This is a genomic window from Janthinobacterium sp. GW821-FHT03C08, from assembly GCF_059420905.1.
Genome location: NZ_JBWKUP010000021.1, coordinates 31,633 through 46,921, shown reverse-complemented (window position 1 = coordinate 46,921; position 15,289 = coordinate 31,633). Strand labels below are relative to the sequence as shown.

Sequence of the window (15,289 nt, the reverse complement as noted above, 5' to 3'; positions counted from 1 at the left end):
CGGCTGAGACAGGGCAGACATTGGCGCGCGCGGACGGAGCGGAACAGTGAGGTGAGGGTGAACTAAAGTGAAGTGAGGTGCGGGAGGTACGGACGGATGGGGACGGATGAGGAGGCCGGGCGCGCGGGCGCCGCGGCTGGGTGCAGCGGAGAGCCTCCGCGGGAAGGCTTTCCGTGGTCGATGCCTTGCAGGCCTCCCGCCATGGCGGCGGGCCACGGCAGGGGCGCTGCCTCAGCTACCGTGTCAGCTGCTGCGTGGCGGCGGCGTGGTAGTGCCAGTGCCTGGCGTGGTGCTGTTGGCGGGCGGCACGGCGGGGGGCGTGGTCGTGCCGTCGGGATTGGTGGTGCTGCCTGGGGCGGTGCCCGATGGCGTGGCGGGCGCGGTGCTGTCGGGTGTCATGCCGCCGCCCGTGCCCGAGGTGCCGGAAGTGCCGCTGGTGCCGGGCGTCGTGGCCGGCGTGGCATCGGTCGTGGCGGCAGGGGTGGCCGGGGCGGTACTGGTGTCATTGTGCTTGTTGCAGGCGCCCAGCAGCGCGCACACGATGGCGCTGCCGAGGACAAGCCTGCTGGTGTTCAGGAATGGGGCCGTCATGATGGATCCTTTCTCGTTGGAAAGCTGTCGTGAAAGTTCGGATGAGAGTCCGGGCATCGCCGGGCTGTCCGCCCGGATGGCATGACGGGCAGCCGTAGCAATGCTGGCATCGCTTGCAAAAATTAGAGTAGGCAGGCGCGCGCAGGTTCACCGGATTTACAAATCAGCGGAGGCGGATGACGGGAGCGACCATCCCCTTTGACCTGGCGCAAGCGCGCCCCGTGAACGACAAGCGCCGCCGGGGCAAGCGCGCCCGGACGACGCGCCATGCTTATCGCGGAAGGCCCCGCTGGCAGCCCCGTCCGCGCCTGGCCCGACGGCGCTGCCTGGCGACAAGGTTTTCCTCGGGGATGGCACCAGCTTGGCGTGGCGGCCCGGCTGCCAGCGGGGCTAGGACTTGGGCGCGGCCGGCATGTCGGGCTGGGCGGTGACTTGTGTGCCGGCCGCTTCCAGCGGCGCGACGAAGTTGCACAGGTCCAGCTGCAGCTTGCCCTGCCTGCCCAGGGCCGGGTTGAAGGCGTACGAGGTGATGCCGCAGTTGGGCACGTCGGCGGCCCGGTCGATGGCGAGGATGGCTTGCTCGTCGCAGCGCTCCAGCAGGTAGCGGAAGCAGTTGACGATGACCTGGTGGCCGACGATCAGCACCCGTTCTCCCCGGTATTCGCGCGTGATGGTGTCGAGCACGCTGCGCAGGCGCAGGATGACGTCGCACCAGCTTTCGCCACCGGGCGGGCGAAAATAGAACTTGCCCACGTGCTGGCGCTGTTCGTACAGTTCCGGGTATTTGCTGGCGATGCCATGCACGGTCAGGCGGTCGAGGATGCCGAATTCCTTCTCGCGCAGGCGCTCGTCGGCCACGACGGAGGCCAGGCTGTCCCCGTCCAGCCGCGCCAGCACGGCCTGCGCCGTCTGGCGCGCGCGCAGGTAGGGCGAATACAGCACGACAGTCGGTCGTTGTTCAGGGGGGAGGGTGGCGAACCAGTCGCCCAGCGCCTGCGCCTGGCGCGCGCCAAGGCTGGAGAGGGGGACATCGACATCGCGCTCGGCGATGGCGATGGATAACTGTTTTTCCGCTTCGGCGGCGTCGCGCGCCACGTTGCCGGCACTCTGGCCGTGACGCACGATCCAGATCTGCTGCGGCCATTTCTGCTCCATCGTCTCGCGCCTTCCCCTGTATTTGTTGTGAATCAATATAGAGGAAAGCGGCCAGGCGCGGCGCGCCGCTGCCTGGCGAGCGGCGGTCAGGCCGTGTGTTCCGCCTCGTCCAGGTCGGGGGCGTCGTCGCTGTTGTAGACGGCCAGGTCGGTCTCGCCCATGACCCGGCTGGCGACGGTGCCGGCCGTGATGGAGCCGCTCACGTTCAGGGCCGTGCGGCCCATGTCGATCAGCGGTTCGACGGAGATCAGCAAGCCGGCCAGCGCGACGGGCAAGTCCATCGCCGACAGCACGATCAGGGCGGCAAACGTGGCGCCGCCGCCCACGCCGGCCACGCCGACGGAACCGATGGTGATGATGGCCAGCAAGGGCAGCAGGAAGCTGAGCGTAAATGGATCGACGCCGACGGTGGGGGCGATCATCACGGCCAGCATGGCCGGATAGATGCCGGCGCAGCCGTTCTGGCCGATGGTCGAGCCGAACGAGGCGGCGAAGTTGGCGATGCCTTCCGGCGTGCCCAGGCGCTGGGTCTGCGTCTGCACGCTCATCGGGATCGAGCCGGCGCTGGTGCGCGACGTGAAGGCGAAGGCCAGCACGGGGAAGACTTTTTTGACGAAGCGCAAGGGGTTCAGGCCAATGCCGGCGATGATGGCCAGGTGCACGAGGAACATCAATATCAGCGCGCTGTAGGACGCCACGACGAAGTTGATCAGTTTCAGAATGTCCGTGTAGCTAGACGAGGCCACCACTTCAAACATCAGCGCGAAGACGCCATACGGCGTCAGGCGCAGCACCAGGGTGACCATGCGCATGACGATGGCGTGCGCCACTTTCATGAAGTGCTCGAAGGAGGCAAAGATTTCCGGCTTTTTCGCCGCGATGCCCGTGGCCGAGATGCCGATGAAGATGGAAAACACGACCACGGCGATGGTCGACGTCTTGCGCGCGCCCGTCATGTCGAGGAAGGGGTTGGTCGGCACGAAGCTGACCAGCAGTTTCGGCAGGGACAGGGCTTTTGCCGTTTCCAGCGAGCCTTGCAGCTGCACGCCGCGCGCCACTTCGGCGGCGCTCGACGTCAGGCCCACGGCCGTCAGGCCGAACAGCTTGGCCATCAGAATTCCCAGCGCGGCGGCGATGGTGGTGGTGATGAGCAGGGTGCCGATGGTCAGCGCGCTGATCTTGCCCAGCGAACTCGCATCCTTGAGTTTCAGGATGGCGGAGATGATGGAGACCATGATCAGCGGCATGATGATCATCTGCAGCAGCTTCACGTAGCCGCTGCCGACGATGTCGATGTATTCATTGGTGCCGACGATGATGGGCGAGCCGGCGCCGTACAGCCACTGCACGGCCGCGCCCAGCAGCACGCCCAGGCCCAGGCCCGTGAACACGCGCACGGTGAACGTGGCGTGATGTCGTTGCTGGCGGAACATGAAGGCGAAGACGATCAGCGCAACGAGCAGGTTCAGAATGATGTTAATTGCCATGAGAGGGCCTTATCTTGGTTTTATTCGAGACTGCAGTGAGCATTCCAACATTGCTACAGGTGACAGCTGCCCCAGCCCGGGGCGGAAGGGCAAGCACTGTACAGTACTATGCTGGCGTTCTGCACAATACCGCTGCGAATATTACGCTATATGAATATGCTCCACAGGCATAAGTCTTCCGGATGATTGTGAAACGGGCGATTTCATGCCAGCATGCCAGCTTTGCCCGTTTGATCACGCCGTGCCAGACGACCGATAGGGAAGACCATGAATGCATTGACTGAAGTACAAGTACTGGACGCGGAAGAGCGCCTGCGCCTGGCCATGATGGCCTCCGACGTGGCCGCGCTGGCGGTCCTGCTGGCCGATGACCTGTTGTTTACGAATCACCTGGGCCACTTGCTGAGCAAGCAGGCGGACCTGGCCGCGCACGAGCAGCGCCTGCTCACCATCACCGAACTGCGCGCGTCCGAGCGCCATGTGCGCATCACGGGCAGCGTGGCCGTGGTTTCCGTGCGCATGCAGCTGACGGGCAGCTACCACGACGTGGAAACGCAGGGCGACTTCCGTTTTACGCGCGTGTGGGCGCAGGATGCGGCCGGCGCGCTGCAGGTGGTCGCCGCCCATTCCGGCGTCGTGGCCTAGGGGGACAGACCGAGTGGATCATCGTTCCAAAGGACAGCTGGTCGAAGCTGTCATCGCCGCCGGCCCCGCCACCCTGGCCATCGCGGCCGGCTATCCCGTGCTGCTGTATAACCTGGTGCGCACCTGGGCCGACGCGCCCGGCGCCAACGGGCTGGCCGCCGTGCTGCTGACGGGCGGTTTGTGGGCCTTGCTGGAATTCTGGCGCATCGCCCTGGCCACCGTGGCGCGCAAGGCGTATGCGTTCACCTGGCGCTTCTGGCTGGCCATCGCCGCCTTCCTTGCCTGCTTCGCGCGGTTCGCGCCGGACATGCCGGCGGGCCTGGTCCTGCTGTTGCTGGTGCTGCCGGCGCTGGCGTGGACCCATTTCATTTTGTTGCAGGTCAAACGCCCGCGCGGCGCCTGAGTTGCGCACAAGCATTGCCAGCCGTGCCAAGATCGTCATGCCACGGCCGTCCGCTATCGATATAATCATTTCCCACATGCATGGCAAACGGCATGCCTGGCGTAACTTCTCTTATTTTGAAAGAATTTCGATGAAAGCTCTCTTTTTGCTGCTGTTCGTATCGGGTGCGGCCCTGGCCGATGACGCTGCCATGTTGCAATGCCGCTCGCTGGCCGATGTGCCCAGCCGCGTGAAATGCTATGACGCCATTCCACTGGGCGCCGCCGCCCCTGTCGCCGCTGCCGTGGCCGCTCCCGCCGCCGTGCCGACGGCGCAGCAGCGCGAGCAGAGTTTTGGCATGGAAATGGTGAAGGCGCCCAAGGCGGCCGAGCCGGAAGAAGGCAAGTCGATCAGCAGCACCATCGCCGGCAAGTTCGATGGCTGGAGCGGCAATGAGTTGATCAAATTGAGCAATGGCCAGGTGTGGCGCATCGTCGACGGCAGCTCCGCCGTGCTGGCGCCGCTGACCAATCCCAAGGTGACGGTCGAACGCAATTTCATCGGCACCTTCTTCCTGAAGATCGAAGGCACGAACAATTCGCCCAAAGTGCGCCGCGTGCAGTAAAAGTAAATGCCTGCCGCACGGGGAGCGGGCGGGCATCAGTGCTGCGCCTCCATGTTGCGCAGCAGCTCGCCGATCCAGTCGATGAAGGAGCGCACGGCCGGCGACAGGTGCCGGTTTTGCGGATACAGGACCGACAGCGGCACGACCGGCCCCCGGTATTGCTGCAGCACGGGCACCAGCTGCCCGGCGCGCACATGCGGCGCCGCCAGGAAGCTGGCGATGCGTATCAGCCCCAGTCCTTCCAGGCCGCAGGTGATATAGGCGTCCGTATCGTTGACGGCCAGGCTGCCGCGCAAGGTGATGGCGCGCTCCTCGCCGTCGACGATGAAATGCCAGGCCAGCGGCCGCCCCGTATGCCCTGAGTGAAATTCCACCGCCTGGTGCCGGGCCAGCTCCTCCAGCGAGCGGGGTGTGCCATGCCGTTCCAGGTAGGCGGGCGAGGCGCACGTCACCCATTCGAAGCCGCCGATGCGGCGCGCCACCAGCAAGGCCGACAATTCCGGCACGCCTGCGCGCACCACGCAGTCGACGCCTGCCTGCAGCAGGTCGACGGGGCGGTCGCCCAGGGTCAGCACGAGATCGATGTCCGGGTAGCGGGCCTGGAAGGTCTGGATGGCGGGCAAGACCACCTGCCGCGCGAACGAGGACGTCATGTCCACGCGCAAGATGCCCCGCGGCTTGGCCGTGCCGTTCGACAAGGCGCTGTCGACGCGTTTGAGTTCGCTCAAGATGCGCTGGCAATGTTCGTAATACACATCGCCGTCCTGGGTCAGGCTCAGCTGTCGCGTCGTGCGCTGCAGCAGCCGCACGCCCAGCAAGGCTTCCAGGTCCTGGACCGAGCGGCTGACGGTGGAGCGCGGTATCGACAGATTCCTGGCCGCGCCGGCAAAGCTGCGCGCTTCCACCACGCGCGAGAAAATCTGCATGCCCCGTATCCTGTCCACCGCCGCTCCCGTGTCTGCTGTTGAGGGGCGATTATCCCATTTTTCGCAATGCTGAAGGCAAGCTGCGCCCGCTTATGGGGAAGCCGTCCCATGCCTATACTGCCCTGCATCCCGGCATGCCCGTGCATCCCCGCTGGCCGTGCCGAAAAATGGATCAATCTCCCACTGAACAGAAGGAAGCAAGCATGTCCCCTCATTCCCATGAATTGCCTCGCGGCGCCATCCTCGTGCTCGGTGCCGGCGAACTTGGCATGGCGGTGCTGCGCCACCTGGCGCCGCGCTGCCAGGCACTGGCCAGGCCGCTCGCCGTGCTGGTGTCGCCCCGCTCGCTGCAGGCGCCGGACTCCGCGCAGGCACGCAGGCAGGCGGAACTGCGCGCCATGGGCGTGCGCCTGCTGTCCTTCGACTTGCAGGACGGCGGCGAGGCGGCACTGGCCGCGCTGCTGCAGCCATTCGATACGGTGCTCAATTGCACGGGTTTCGTGGCGGGGCCGGGCACCCAGACGAGGATCACGTGCGCCGTGCTGGCCGCCGGCGTGCGCCGCTATTTTCCCTGGCAGTTCGGCGTCGATTACGACATCGTCGGCACGGGCAGCGGGCAGCCCGTGTTCGACGAACAATATGCCGTGCGCCAGCAGCTGCGCGCGCAGTCGGCCACCGCATGGGTGATCGTCTCGACGGGCATGTTTACCAGTTTCCTGTTCGAGCCGGCGTTCGGCCTGGTGGATTTCGGCGGCGACGTGGTGCGGGCACTGGGCAGCTGGGAGACGCGGCTGACGGTGACCACGCCGGACGATATCGGCCGCCTCACCAGCGCCATCGTGCTGGAAACGCCCGCCATCCGCGACCGGGTGGTGTACCTGGCCGGCGACACGCTCTCGTATGGCCGGCTGGCCGAGATCGTGGAAGAGGTGACGGGACGCCCTTTCCGCCGCGAGCTGCTGACGCCGGCGCGGCTGGCCGCCGACCTCGCCGGGCAGCCCGGCGATGGCATGGCGCGCTACCGCATCGCCTTCGCGCGCGGCGACGGCATGTGGTGGGACAAGGAAAATACCTACAATGCGCAGCGCGGCATCGCCACGGTGGACGTGCGGACCTGGCTGCACGCGCACGGCGGCCTCTGGCAATCCCGCCGCACGCCGCCTGGCGCGTGAAGGACGCGACGCGGGGCGCCTTCAGTCCTGCGTTTCTTCTTCCGCCTTCAGCCAGCCGATGCGCCCGTTGCCCGCCTCGTCCAGGTGGGCCAGCAGGGCGCTGGCCGCCGTTTCCGGCAGGCTGAAGTCGAACAGCACGGCGTCGCCGTGCGCCACGTTCAGCAGGGTGGCGCCGGCCCCGTCGAGCTCGCGGCGCAGCATGCCTTCCATCGCGTACGGCACCGTGCAGCGCAGGGACCTTTGGCGCACGATGGCCGTCTTTTCCGCCTGCAGCAGCGCCTGCGCCACGCTGTCCGTGTAGGCGCGCACGAGGCCGCCCGCGCCCAGCTTGATGCCGCCAAAGTAGCGCACGACGGTGGCCAGCACGCCTTCGAGGTCCTGGTGGCGCAGCACGTCGAGCATGGGCCGCCCCGCCGTGCCGCTCGGCTCGCCATCATCGACGGCGGCCGACTGCCCGCCAGCCAGCAGCGCCCAGCACACGTGGCAGGCGCCCGGGTGCTGGGCCTTCAAGTCATTGACCACCTGCTGCGCGCTGGCGCGGTCCGTCATCGGCTGCACGCAACCGATGAAACGGCTTTTTTTGATGATCAGTTCGCTGTGGACGGGGGCGGCAATGGTAAACGGCATGGCGGAGGCAAAGGCGGGCAAAGCAGCATGATAGAGGAAATGCGCGCCGGGGACGAGTCAGCCCGCTCGCGCGGCGGCGGCCACCAGTTCGCGCAGCGCCGCATCGCGCGCCTGCAGAATATCGAACAGTCCCAGTGCATGCAGGGAAGGCAGAGCGTCGAGAATGTCGCGCTCGGCGATGGCCTTGTCGTCGCTGCTGCTGGCGTCGTCCAGCCACAGCCGGGCATTGGCAAGGAAAGCGCCCACCGTGCCCTTGCGCACGGTGAGGCCATTGAACTGGCCTTGGTTTTGTTGATCCGGCAATACGTCTTCTGCACGCATGGTGAACTCCTCGATGTCGAAAGACTCCACTGTATGATGACGGAATTGTCTTGCCTGCGTTATTTATGACTATAGATACGTCAAATCCGCCAATCTTGCCGCCGACGGGGCTGGCGCCGCTGCGCGCCATGCGCATGTCCCAGCCGCAGCAACGGGTGACGCCGCCGCACCGCCATGCCAGCGGCCAGCTGTTCGGCGCCATGCGGGGCTTGCTTTCCGTTGCCGCCGACAGCGGACAATGGGTGGTGCCGGCCAGCCACTGCGTGTGGGTGCCGCCCCATCATATGCACGCGCTGCGTTCGCACGGTCCGTTTGCGGGCTGGAGCGTATACGTGGACGAGGCCAGCTGCGCCGGCTTGCCCGCCGCGCCGTGCGTGATGCGCGTCTCGGGCTTGCTGCGCGAAGCGGTGGCCCGCGCCAGCGCCTGGGAGGCGGATGTGTCTGACGTACCGGACGCGCGGCAAGCCCGGGTGGCAGGCGTGATCCTCGACGAGATCGCCGCCGCGCCGCACGAGCCGTTTGGTTTGTCGCTACCCACGGACCCGCGCCTGCTGCGCGTGGCGCGCGCCATGCTCGATGACCTGGCCGACGAGCGGGGCGTGGAAGCGCTGGCCGTCTGGGCCGGCGTATCCCCGCGCACCCTGGCGCGCCGATTCACGATCGAGACCGGTTTTACGCCGTCCGCCTGGCGCCAGCGCGCCCGCACCCTGCGCGCCCTGGAACTATTGGCCGCCGGCCAGCTCGTCACGACCATTGCGCTGGACCTGGGTTACGACACCGTCAGCGCCTTCATCGCCATGTTCAAGCGGGTGATGGGCGTGACGCCGGGGAGGTATGGTGATGGCAGTGAATCGAGCAATATCGGTATTTGATAATGCGCAACTTGCTCTTGATAGAGACGGTCAAGGCTGAAATCGTGTACGAATGTCGGACCTGACCCCGGCCCTGTGCCGGCCCTGTGACCCCGGCCCTAAAGTGCGTTGGTAAGCCTACTTACGCGCCGTACTGCTTGAGCCAGTTCTGCATTCTGCCGGCGCGGCGGCGCTTTGCTGCTGCAGGTCTGGCTGTAATGGTTGGGCCAGACTGGGGCCAGAGGGCAGGAACCGGGCACACGGGACCGGCATGTGACCGGAGGCGATGTAAGTTGCCCATGGGGGAAAACAACCGGAAATTTACATCATTGCGGCGCTCGTGACGCATGGGACAGCTAGCAATATCGCGTTCTACGGTTGGCAATAGATCACCGGGTTAACGTTAATTTCCTTTGATGCAGAAATGAAGAAAGACAATAGCCAAAGAACCTGATTGAAATGAGCCTTCACCGGGTCACCTTTTTTCAATTTTATTAAACCATCTTCAAGTTTTTTCTTCGATAGGAACGAGCAGTATATCGCCACCTTACGATTTAGGTCATTACTGCGCATAATTTTCCCGATAGCCGATTTCGTCGCCGCATCATCGAGCTCATCTGCGGGCCGCTTACGAATTCTGGAAATCTTCGAGTCTGGGTAGGGAACATTGTAGCCGTCAATTTTATTTTCCATTGCGGCGGGAGAGCATATTACATGGCCCATATTTTTAAGTGCTTGGGAAATAATGTCGTGTAATTTAGAGGCGCCTGTACCTTCATCTTTGCTGTATTTAGAGTGGTGAAATGAAAGTGTCTTTAGGTTTGAGTTGAATGATATATGGTCTGCCCATTCGTCACCGAGATCGTCGCAAAAAATGTAGTCATCATTGGCGATGTGATTTTCTACTATCCCGAAAACAGAACTTGCTGGGAATGTCAACCATTCTGTTGTGTCCGTAGTGTCTTTTTTTGACTGCAGCAGTTTTTCTCGGTCTGCTCCCCGTAGGTCCGGAATATCCTTCAAGCATGAAATAACGCCATCGATTTCAGAAATCGCGCTTTTGTCTTGAAAGATAGTTCCAGAAAGATATATGTTCTGCACTATCAAAATATAGAGAAAATAATTCTTTTCGATTGAGGTACGTCGAAATCTTTATATCGTTTTTCCCATCATCTATGACATAGTTATCTAGCGAGGATAAATTTACCTGTATGCTATTGCTCAGGACTTTTAAGTGGCCTGAGTTGAATTTGTTGTTCCTAATTCTCCTTGAGTCTTCAAGTGTCGATAGTATATGTTCGACCATAGTAGGCGTTGCTTTTGCCTTGTTTCTTTTGTGTCGGCGTTTGATAACTAAATCTTCATCATCAATCAATTGACGGAAATTTAATGAGTCAAAGACGATCAAAGTAGGACTAATTTTCTTTATTTCTTCTGAAAAGACGACAGGGCTGGCGAAGCGCTGGATGAATTTTGAGCGCAAACCCGTATTTATTGTTTCGCAGTAAGTGTGAAACCAAATTGCAACCTGTTGGATGCTTACACTCTGACCGTAGGTTGTAATTCTGGCTGCGCCTGAAGTGATAGAAACAATCTCTGTGCCATTTTTTGCTTTAAGATTTCTGGGTATAGAACGTCCGTTGCCATATGAGGGCATTTCCCCATTGAGATCCGTTCCTTCATAACCTCTCCCGGTTACCCCTTGCTGAGCTGGATTTATTATCCGTGCTGTTATTTTTAAAACTTTCGCGGCATCGTTTAAAACTGAGGTAACTTGCGCATAACTAAGTTTGCTATAGTAATTTTCAAATTTCTCAATATCTGCAACTGATATATGTCGTAATTGAACTGCGCAATAGTCGCGAGATTCAAGAAGGAGAAAATAGCTTATTAAATCTTCTTGCAAGAGGCCGTTGGAAAAGGAGGGGGAACGCTTCTTACGTCCAATCATGAGCGAGACACTTCCCATCTCGCCAGTTCTTGCTGAAAATAATACTCCATGTCGTAAAATCGGTTTGAAGCTCATCGTACTTCCGCATTCCTGAGCAATACCTTTTAGCAGGGCAAGTAATTTCTTTTTGGATAGATATTTTGATTTTTTAAAGAAGATAAAACTTTTAGTGAACGATAGTTCGGTTATATCTAGCTTTTTCATATGGCCTACGTTAAGCAAAGGAAATGTCACACATTCTCACATTTGCATCGTGACTACTCACAATGATGTGTTACTTTACCTCATGCATAATTTCTTGTCAGATAATTATGCTTGGCGGTGTTGCTTCTAGTTAATTGCTGATTGAAAGCTTCGTAGTCTGGGATGGCCTGCTTACTGCTCTAGTGTTCGATGGTGGCGGTGTCACATCTAAGTTGGTGATAAAGTTCGAAACCGCTTATAGAAATAGGTTTGACCCTGCCACCGTGCGAGGTGGCTCGTAGTAGATTGTTAAGTGACCGATTAGCGTCATCGTCGCCCTTGAACTCCCCCCTATGGTATTTCATACTTGCTCGTTAGAGGACGTGGTGTTCCGGGGCGGCGAAGTATCCAGTTCGGTTCTGTCGAACCGAATTATGACGCCGAACACTACGAAGAGGATTGCGGGTAAGGGGAGGGCTGCAAAAGCCTAGCCGCTGCTGAGACGGACCAGAAATGGACCAGAAACAAAAAAGCCCACGAACCGGAATTCGTGGGCTTCTCTGAAGTATTTGGTAGGCCGTGCGGGATTCGAACCTGCGACCAACGGATTAAAAGTCCGCTGCTCTACCAGCTGAGCTAACGACCCAAAAACTTTGACTACTTGCTGCGGTAACACTGAGCGGTACGTGCTTGCCATGGCGGCATGCAAACGGACTGCAAATTCTTGGTAGGCCGTGCGGGATTCGAACCTGCGACCAACGGATTAAAAGTCCGCTGCTCTACCAGCTGAGCTAACGACCCAAGGGCGGCTATTATGACGGCCAACGGCGGTTTTGGGAAGGGCCGGGATGGAAAAAAGCCTTGCCTTGCCCTCGTGCGCAGGCTAATATAGGTAGATAGCCTACCTATTTAAATCATTCCATGTCCAATACCGAAGACCTTCCCATCCCCGAGCGCGCCTTGGCGCTGTCCGATGACTTGCGCACGGCGTTCAAGCGCCTGCTGCGCTCCATGCAGCGCGAAGGGGGCGAACTCGATGCCCGCGTGTCGATGATGCAGTACATGCTGCTGGCCCTGATCCACGAGCAGCCAGGCATCGGCGTGGCCGCGCTGGCGCGCCTGCAGAACGTGCGCGGCCCCACCGTCAGCGCCCAGGTCAAGTCGCTGGAAGAGGCGGGGCTGGTGGAGCGCAGTGCGCCCGATCCGCAGGACCGGCGCCGCTCGGGCCTGCAGCTGTCCGCCGAGGGCCTGGCCGTCCTCGACACCTTGCGCGCGCGGCGCCGCGATGCGCTGGCGCGGCGCATCGCCCGCCTGTCGCCGCAGCAGGTCGATGCGCTGGAAGCCGCCATGCAGCCCCTGCTCGAGATTGGACAAGCATGAGTACCCTGGACAACACCGCGGCCGCGCAAGCGCCCCTGACGGAACGCGAAGTGCGCGCCACCTACCTGGGTCTGATGGCCGTGCTGGGCCTGGGCGCGCTGGACCAGAGCATCGTCGCCACGGCCCTGCCGCGCATCGTCGCCGACCTGGGCGGCATGGCGCACCTGTCGTGGGTGGTGACGGCCTACGTGCTGGCCTCGACGGCCACCATGCCCCTGTATGGCAAGCTGGCCGACCAGTACGGCCGCCGCCCCATGATCTTCACGGCCCTGCTGACCTTCTTGCTCGGTTCCGTGCTGTGCGGGCTGGCGCAGAACATGACGGAACTGATCCTCTTCCGCGCCATCCAGGGCCTGGGCGCGGGCGGTTTCATGCCGCTGGCGCAGATCATCATCGGCGACATCGTGCCGCCGGCCGAGCGGGGCAAGCGCCAGGGCATGGTGCCCATCGTGTTTGCCGTCACCAGCGTGCTGGGGCCGGTATTGGGTGGCGTCATCACGGATGCCCTGTCGTGGCACTGGATCTTCTATGTGAACCTGCCCGTGGGCGCCGTGGCCTTCTACATCATCGCGCGCGCCATGCGCAAGCCCGTGCGCACGCATGCGCACAAGATCGACTACCTGGGTTCCTTCCTGCTGACGGGCGCCATCACGGCGGCCCTGTTGGTGCTGGCGCTGGGCGGCACGGAGTGGCCGTGGGACTCGCTGGCCATCAAGGCGAGCGGCGGCATCGCCCTGTTGCTGGGCGGCTGGCTGGCGGTACACGTGGGCAGGGTGGACGAGCCCGTGCTGCCGCCGGACCTGTTCGAGAACCGCACCTTCAATATCGCCAGCCTGGTGATGGCCGTGACCTTCATGGGCCTGATGGGCGCCAGCGTCTTCTTCCCCCTGTTCTTCCAGCTGGTGATGGGCACGAGTCCGGCGGAATCGGGCGTGATGACGGTGGCCATGATGGTGGGGCTGGTGGCGTCGTCGATGTTCAACGGGCGCGTGCTGTCGCGCTCGGGCAAGTACAAGATGGTGCAGGTGGCGGGGCTGGGCGTGGCGGTCGTGGCGTTTGCCGTGCTGGCCTGGGCCATGGAAACGTCGCGCGGCTACTGGATCATCGAGCCGGCCATCTTCCTGCTCGGCACGGGACTGGGCTTGGTGATGCCGAACATGACGATCGCCGTGCAAAATGCCTTGCCGCTGGCGCGGCGCGGCGTGGGCACGGCCATGCTGGCCTTCTTCCGCTCGCTGGGCGGCTTGCTGGGCGTGACGGCGTCCGGCGCCATCCTCGCGGGCCAGTTGCACCGGCATGGCGTGGAAGCCGTGTCGGCGCTGGGCGCGCACGCGGCGCAGGCGCAAACGGTGGAAGTCTACCGTCACGCCATTGCCAGCGTGTTTGGCGCCGGCGCCGTGCTCTTGCTATTGGGACTGCTCGCCTTGCTGTTCCTGCCGGAACTGCCCCTGGCGGGACATCCGGCCACGGTGAAGGCGAAAGCTGATTAGTAGCGTTCCAGCCAGTGCGCGTACGGCGCCGGCATGACCCACGAGGCGCGCTCGACGCCGAGTTCCTTGGCGGCAAAGTAGGCCCAGTGCGGGTTGGCCAGGTGCGCCTTGCCGACCATCACCACGTCCAGCTGTTCTTCCTTGACGACGCGCTCGGCGATGGCGGGCGTGCCGAAGCCCCAGGCGGACGAGACGGGCACACTCGCTTCGCGCCGCACTCTTTCGGCGATGGGGCCCATGAAGGCCGGACCCCAGGGAATGGCCACGTCGGGAATGGTAAAGCCCATGCTGACGCTGATCATGTCCATGCCGGCCTCCTTGAACTGGCGCACGAGACCGATGGATTCGAGCAGGGTCTGCTCGTCGCGGCCGTCGAATTCCAGCACGCCGAAGCGGATGGTCAGCGGCAGGTGCTCGGGCCATACTTCACGCACGGCTTTCAATGTTTCCAGCAGGAAGCGGCTGCGGTTTTCCAGGCTGCCGCCATAGATGTCGTCGCGCTGGTTCGAGTGGGCGGAAAAGAAGCTTTGCGCCAGGTAGCCGTGGGCAAAGTGCAGTTCCAGCCATTCGAAGCCCGCTTCGCGGGCGCGCACGGCCGCGTCGACGAAGTTCTGTGTCACGCGGACGATATCGTCGAGGTCCATGGCGCGCGGCACCTTGCCCAGGCCGCCGCCAAAGGCGATGGCGGACGGGGCGATGGTTGGCCAGCCGCGCGCGTCGCCCTCGGCAATGTGGTCGTCGCCTTCCCATGGGCGGTTGGCGCTGGCCTTGCGGCCCGCGTGGGCGATCTGGATGCCGGGCACGGCACCGGCCGCCTTGATGGCTTTTACGACAGGCACGAAGGCTTGCGCCAGATCATCATTCCAGATGCCCGTGCAGCCGGGCGTGATGCGGCCTTCGGGCGCCACGGCCGTTGCCTCGACGATCACCAGGCCCGCGCCGCCGCGCGCCATGCCCGCGTAATGCGACAGATGCCAGTCGTTGGGTGCACCGTCGACGGCCATGTACTGGCACATGGGCGGCACGGCGATGCGGTTGCGCAGGGTGATGCCTTTGAGGGTGTAGGGCTGGAAGAGGGCGGACATGGTGGCCTTTATGGTTGGGTGGTGAGTAGGGCGAGGCTACAGATTCGGTAGTTCGTAAATATTCGAAGAATGGAATTAGTATAGCCGATGCGGTATGATTCTGCTCATGCGTCCACACAAACATCCTTCCGCCAGCGAATTCGTCCTCGAGCGCGTGCTGTATGCCCTCAGCGATTCCATCCGCCTCGACATCGTGCGCCACCTGGCTAGAGTCGAGGCGGCCGCCTGCGGCGACCTCGATGGCGGACGGCCGAAATCGACCGTCTCGCACCACTTCAAGGTCTTGCGCGAAGCGGGCCTGGTGTGCACGGAAAACGTGGGCACGACGCACATGAATACCCTGCGCCGCGCCGATATCGACAGCCGTTTCCCCGGCCTGCTCGATGCCATCCTCGCGCAGCAGCCGCAGGCGTAGGCG

17 protein-coding genes and 2 tRNA genes are annotated in these 15,289 nt (G+C 62.5%); 8 read left to right on the top strand and 11 right to left on the bottom strand.

Going from position 1 to position 15,289, the window contains the following annotated elements; all coding sequences use genetic code 11:
- Nucleotides 1–243: 243 nt before the first annotated feature.
- The 3 genes from AC07VL_RS24685 to AC07VL_RS24675 all read right to left on the bottom strand — a co-directional run bounded on the left by AC07VL_RS24685 (nt 244) and on the right by AC07VL_RS24675 (nt 3,233).
- On the bottom strand, nt 244–591 hold the full coding sequence (locus AC07VL_RS24685) for a hypothetical protein (protein ID WP_494808172.1): 348 nt from the start codon (nt 589–591) through the stop codon (nt 244–246).
- 390 nt (nt 592–981) lie between these two features.
- The gene (locus tag AC07VL_RS24680; RefSeq protein ID WP_494808171.1) at nt 982–1,746 is read right to left on the bottom strand and encodes a histidine phosphatase family protein; all 765 of its coding nucleotides are present in this window, start codon (nt 1,744–1,746) and stop codon (nt 982–984) included.
- 86 nt (nt 1,747–1,832) lie between these two features.
- Entirely contained in the window at nt 1,833–3,233 is a 1,401-nt protein-coding gene (locus AC07VL_RS24675; RefSeq protein ID WP_494808170.1) for an L-cystine transporter, read from the bottom strand.
- A gap of 267 nt (nt 3,234–3,500) precedes the next feature.
- Here AC07VL_RS24675 and AC07VL_RS24670 point away from each other — a divergent pair, with 267 nt between their 5' ends.
- The 3 genes from AC07VL_RS24670 (at nt 3,501) to AC07VL_RS24660 (ending at nt 4,885) form a co-directional block, all read left to right on the top strand.
- The gene (locus AC07VL_RS24670; protein WP_494808169.1) at nt 3,501–3,878 is read left to right on the top strand and encodes a nuclear transport factor 2 family protein; all 378 of its coding nucleotides are present in this window, start codon (nt 3,501–3,503) and stop codon (nt 3,876–3,878) included.
- 13 nt (nt 3,879–3,891) lie between these two features.
- Nucleotides 3,892–4,281 (top strand): hypothetical protein, encoded by a 390-nt coding sequence (locus AC07VL_RS24665; protein WP_494808168.1) that lies wholly within the window; start codon nt 3,892–3,894, stop codon nt 4,279–4,281.
- 130 nt (nt 4,282–4,411) lie between these two features.
- Nucleotides 4,412–4,885 (top strand): hypothetical protein, encoded by a 474-nt coding sequence (locus AC07VL_RS24660; RefSeq protein WP_494808167.1) that lies wholly within the window; start codon nt 4,412–4,414, stop codon nt 4,883–4,885.
- A 35-nt stretch (nt 4,886–4,920) separates the two neighbouring features.
- Here the strand turns inward: AC07VL_RS24660 and AC07VL_RS24655 are convergent, their stop codons facing one another.
- On the bottom strand, nt 4,921–5,811 hold the full coding sequence (locus AC07VL_RS24655; RefSeq protein ID WP_494808166.1) for a LysR family transcriptional regulator: 891 nt from the start codon (nt 5,809–5,811) through the stop codon (nt 4,921–4,923).
- Between the two features lie 203 nt (nt 5,812–6,014).
- Here AC07VL_RS24655 and AC07VL_RS24650 point away from each other — a divergent pair, with 203 nt between their 5' ends.
- Nucleotides 6,015–6,983, top strand: coding sequence for an aromatic alcohol reductase (locus tag AC07VL_RS24650; RefSeq protein ID WP_494808165.1), 969 nt, complete (start codon nt 6,015–6,017; stop codon nt 6,981–6,983).
- Nucleotides 6,984–7,004: 21 nt separating this feature from the next.
- Here the strand turns inward: AC07VL_RS24650 and AC07VL_RS24645 are convergent, their stop codons facing one another.
- Together AC07VL_RS24645 and AC07VL_RS24640 are read right to left on the bottom strand one after the other, a co-directional pair.
- Nucleotides 7,005–7,610 (bottom strand): IMPACT family protein, encoded by a 606-nt coding sequence (locus tag AC07VL_RS24645; protein WP_494808164.1) that lies wholly within the window; start codon nt 7,608–7,610, stop codon nt 7,005–7,007.
- A gap of 57 nt (nt 7,611–7,667) precedes the next feature.
- Nucleotides 7,668–7,931 (bottom strand): hypothetical protein, encoded by a 264-nt coding sequence (locus AC07VL_RS24640; RefSeq protein WP_494808163.1) that lies wholly within the window; start codon nt 7,929–7,931, stop codon nt 7,668–7,670.
- A gap of 65 nt (nt 7,932–7,996) precedes the next feature.
- On the opposite strand from AC07VL_RS24640, the gene AC07VL_RS24635 reads away from it, so the two are divergent.
- Complete coding sequence (locus tag AC07VL_RS24635; RefSeq protein WP_494808162.1) at nt 7,997–8,803, top strand: AraC family transcriptional regulator; 807 nt, start codon at nt 7,997–7,999, stop codon at nt 8,801–8,803.
- A gap of 351 nt (nt 8,804–9,154) precedes the next feature.
- Here AC07VL_RS24635 and AC07VL_RS24630 read toward each other — a convergent pair whose 3' ends face one another.
- The 4 genes from AC07VL_RS24630 to AC07VL_RS24615 form a co-directional block, all read right to left on the bottom strand.
- Nucleotides 9,155–9,805: an RNA-binding protein gene (locus AC07VL_RS24630; protein ID WP_494808161.1), complete on the bottom strand. Its 651-nt coding sequence runs from the start codon at nt 9,803–9,805 to the stop codon at nt 9,155–9,157.
- A gap of 22 nt (nt 9,806–9,827) precedes the next feature.
- Nucleotides 9,828–10,937 carry a hypothetical protein gene (locus AC07VL_RS24625; protein ID WP_494808160.1) on the bottom strand — a complete coding sequence of 370 codons (1,110 nt, stop codon included), beginning with the start codon at nt 10,935–10,937 and terminating at the stop codon, nt 9,828–9,830.
- A gap of 549 nt (nt 10,938–11,486) precedes the next feature.
- A tRNA-Lys gene (locus tag AC07VL_RS24620) sits at nt 11,487–11,562 on the bottom strand.
- Between the two features lie 79 nt (nt 11,563–11,641).
- Nucleotides 11,642–11,717 (bottom strand) — tRNA-Lys (locus AC07VL_RS24615).
- Nucleotides 11,718–11,837: 120 nt separating this feature from the next.
- On the opposite strand from AC07VL_RS24615, the gene AC07VL_RS24610 reads away from it, so the two are divergent.
- Together AC07VL_RS24610 and AC07VL_RS24605 are read left to right on the top strand one after the other, a co-directional pair.
- Nucleotides 11,838–12,296, top strand: coding sequence for a MarR family winged helix-turn-helix transcriptional regulator (locus tag AC07VL_RS24610; RefSeq protein WP_494808159.1), 459 nt, complete (start codon nt 11,838–11,840; stop codon nt 12,294–12,296).
- Complete coding sequence (locus AC07VL_RS24605; RefSeq protein WP_494808158.1) at nt 12,293–13,786, top strand: MDR family MFS transporter; 1,494 nt, start codon at nt 12,293–12,295, stop codon at nt 13,784–13,786. Before AC07VL_RS24610 ends, AC07VL_RS24605 begins: the two co-directional genes overlap by 4 nt.
- On the opposite strand, the gene AC07VL_RS24600 is transcribed toward AC07VL_RS24605, so the two are convergent.
- A complete protein-coding gene (locus AC07VL_RS24600; RefSeq protein ID WP_494808157.1) occupies nt 13,783–14,871 on the bottom strand; it encodes an NADH:flavin oxidoreductase/NADH oxidase in 1,089 nt (362 codons plus the stop codon). The genes AC07VL_RS24605 and AC07VL_RS24600 overlap by 4 nt on opposite strands.
- Before the next feature lie 106 nt (nt 14,872–14,977).
- On the opposite strand from AC07VL_RS24600, the gene AC07VL_RS24595 reads away from it, so the two are divergent.
- Nucleotides 14,978–15,286: an ArsR/SmtB family transcription factor gene (locus AC07VL_RS24595; RefSeq protein ID WP_494808156.1), complete on the top strand. Its 309-nt coding sequence runs from the start codon at nt 14,978–14,980 to the stop codon at nt 15,284–15,286.
- The last annotated feature ends 3 nt before the right edge of the window (nt 15,287–15,289 follow it).

Bases quoted from the DNA above. Each gene is read 5' to 3' on its own strand.
- AC07VL_RS24685 (WP_494808172.1), bottom strand. From the start codon at position 591: ATGACGGCCCCATTCCTGAACACCAGCAGGCTTGTCCTCGGCAGCGCC.
- AC07VL_RS24680 (WP_494808171.1), bottom strand. From the start codon at position 1,746: ATGGAGCAGAAATGGCCGCAGCAGATCTGGATCGTGCGTCACGGCCAG.
- AC07VL_RS24675 (WP_494808170.1), bottom strand. From the start codon at position 3,233: ATGGCAATTAACATCATTCTGAACCTGCTCGTTGCGCTGATCGTCTTC.
- AC07VL_RS24670 (WP_494808169.1), top strand. From the start codon at position 3,501: ATGAATGCATTGACTGAAGTACAAGTACTGGACGCGGAAGAGCGCCTG.
- AC07VL_RS24660 (WP_494808167.1), top strand. From the start codon at position 4,412: ATGAAAGCTCTCTTTTTGCTGCTGTTCGTATCGGGTGCGGCCCTGGCC.
- AC07VL_RS24655 (WP_494808166.1), bottom strand. From the start codon at position 5,811: ATGCAGATTTTCTCGCGCGTGGTGGAAGCGCGCAGCTTTGCCGGCGCG.
- AC07VL_RS24650 (WP_494808165.1), top strand. From the start codon at position 6,015: ATGTCCCCTCATTCCCATGAATTGCCTCGCGGCGCCATCCTCGTGCTC.
- AC07VL_RS24645 (WP_494808164.1), bottom strand. From the start codon at position 7,610: ATGCCGTTTACCATTGCCGCCCCCGTCCACAGCGAACTGATCATCAAA.
- AC07VL_RS24640 (WP_494808163.1), bottom strand. From the start codon at position 7,931: ATGCGTGCAGAAGACGTATTGCCGGATCAACAAAACCAAGGCCAGTTC.
- AC07VL_RS24635 (WP_494808162.1), top strand. From the start codon at position 7,997: ATGACTATAGATACGTCAAATCCGCCAATCTTGCCGCCGACGGGGCTG.
- AC07VL_RS24625 (WP_494808160.1), bottom strand. From the start codon at position 10,937: ATGAAAAAGCTAGATATAACCGAACTATCGTTCACTAAAAGTTTTATC.
- AC07VL_RS24610 (WP_494808159.1), top strand. From the start codon at position 11,838: ATGTCCAATACCGAAGACCTTCCCATCCCCGAGCGCGCCTTGGCGCTG.
- AC07VL_RS24605 (WP_494808158.1), top strand. From the start codon at position 12,293: ATGAGTACCCTGGACAACACCGCGGCCGCGCAAGCGCCCCTGACGGAA.
- AC07VL_RS24600 (WP_494808157.1), bottom strand. From the start codon at position 14,871: ATGTCCGCCCTCTTCCAGCCCTACACCCTCAAAGGCATCACCCTGCGC.
- AC07VL_RS24595 (WP_494808156.1), top strand. From the start codon at position 14,978: ATGCGTCCACACAAACATCCTTCCGCCAGCGAATTCGTCCTCGAGCGC.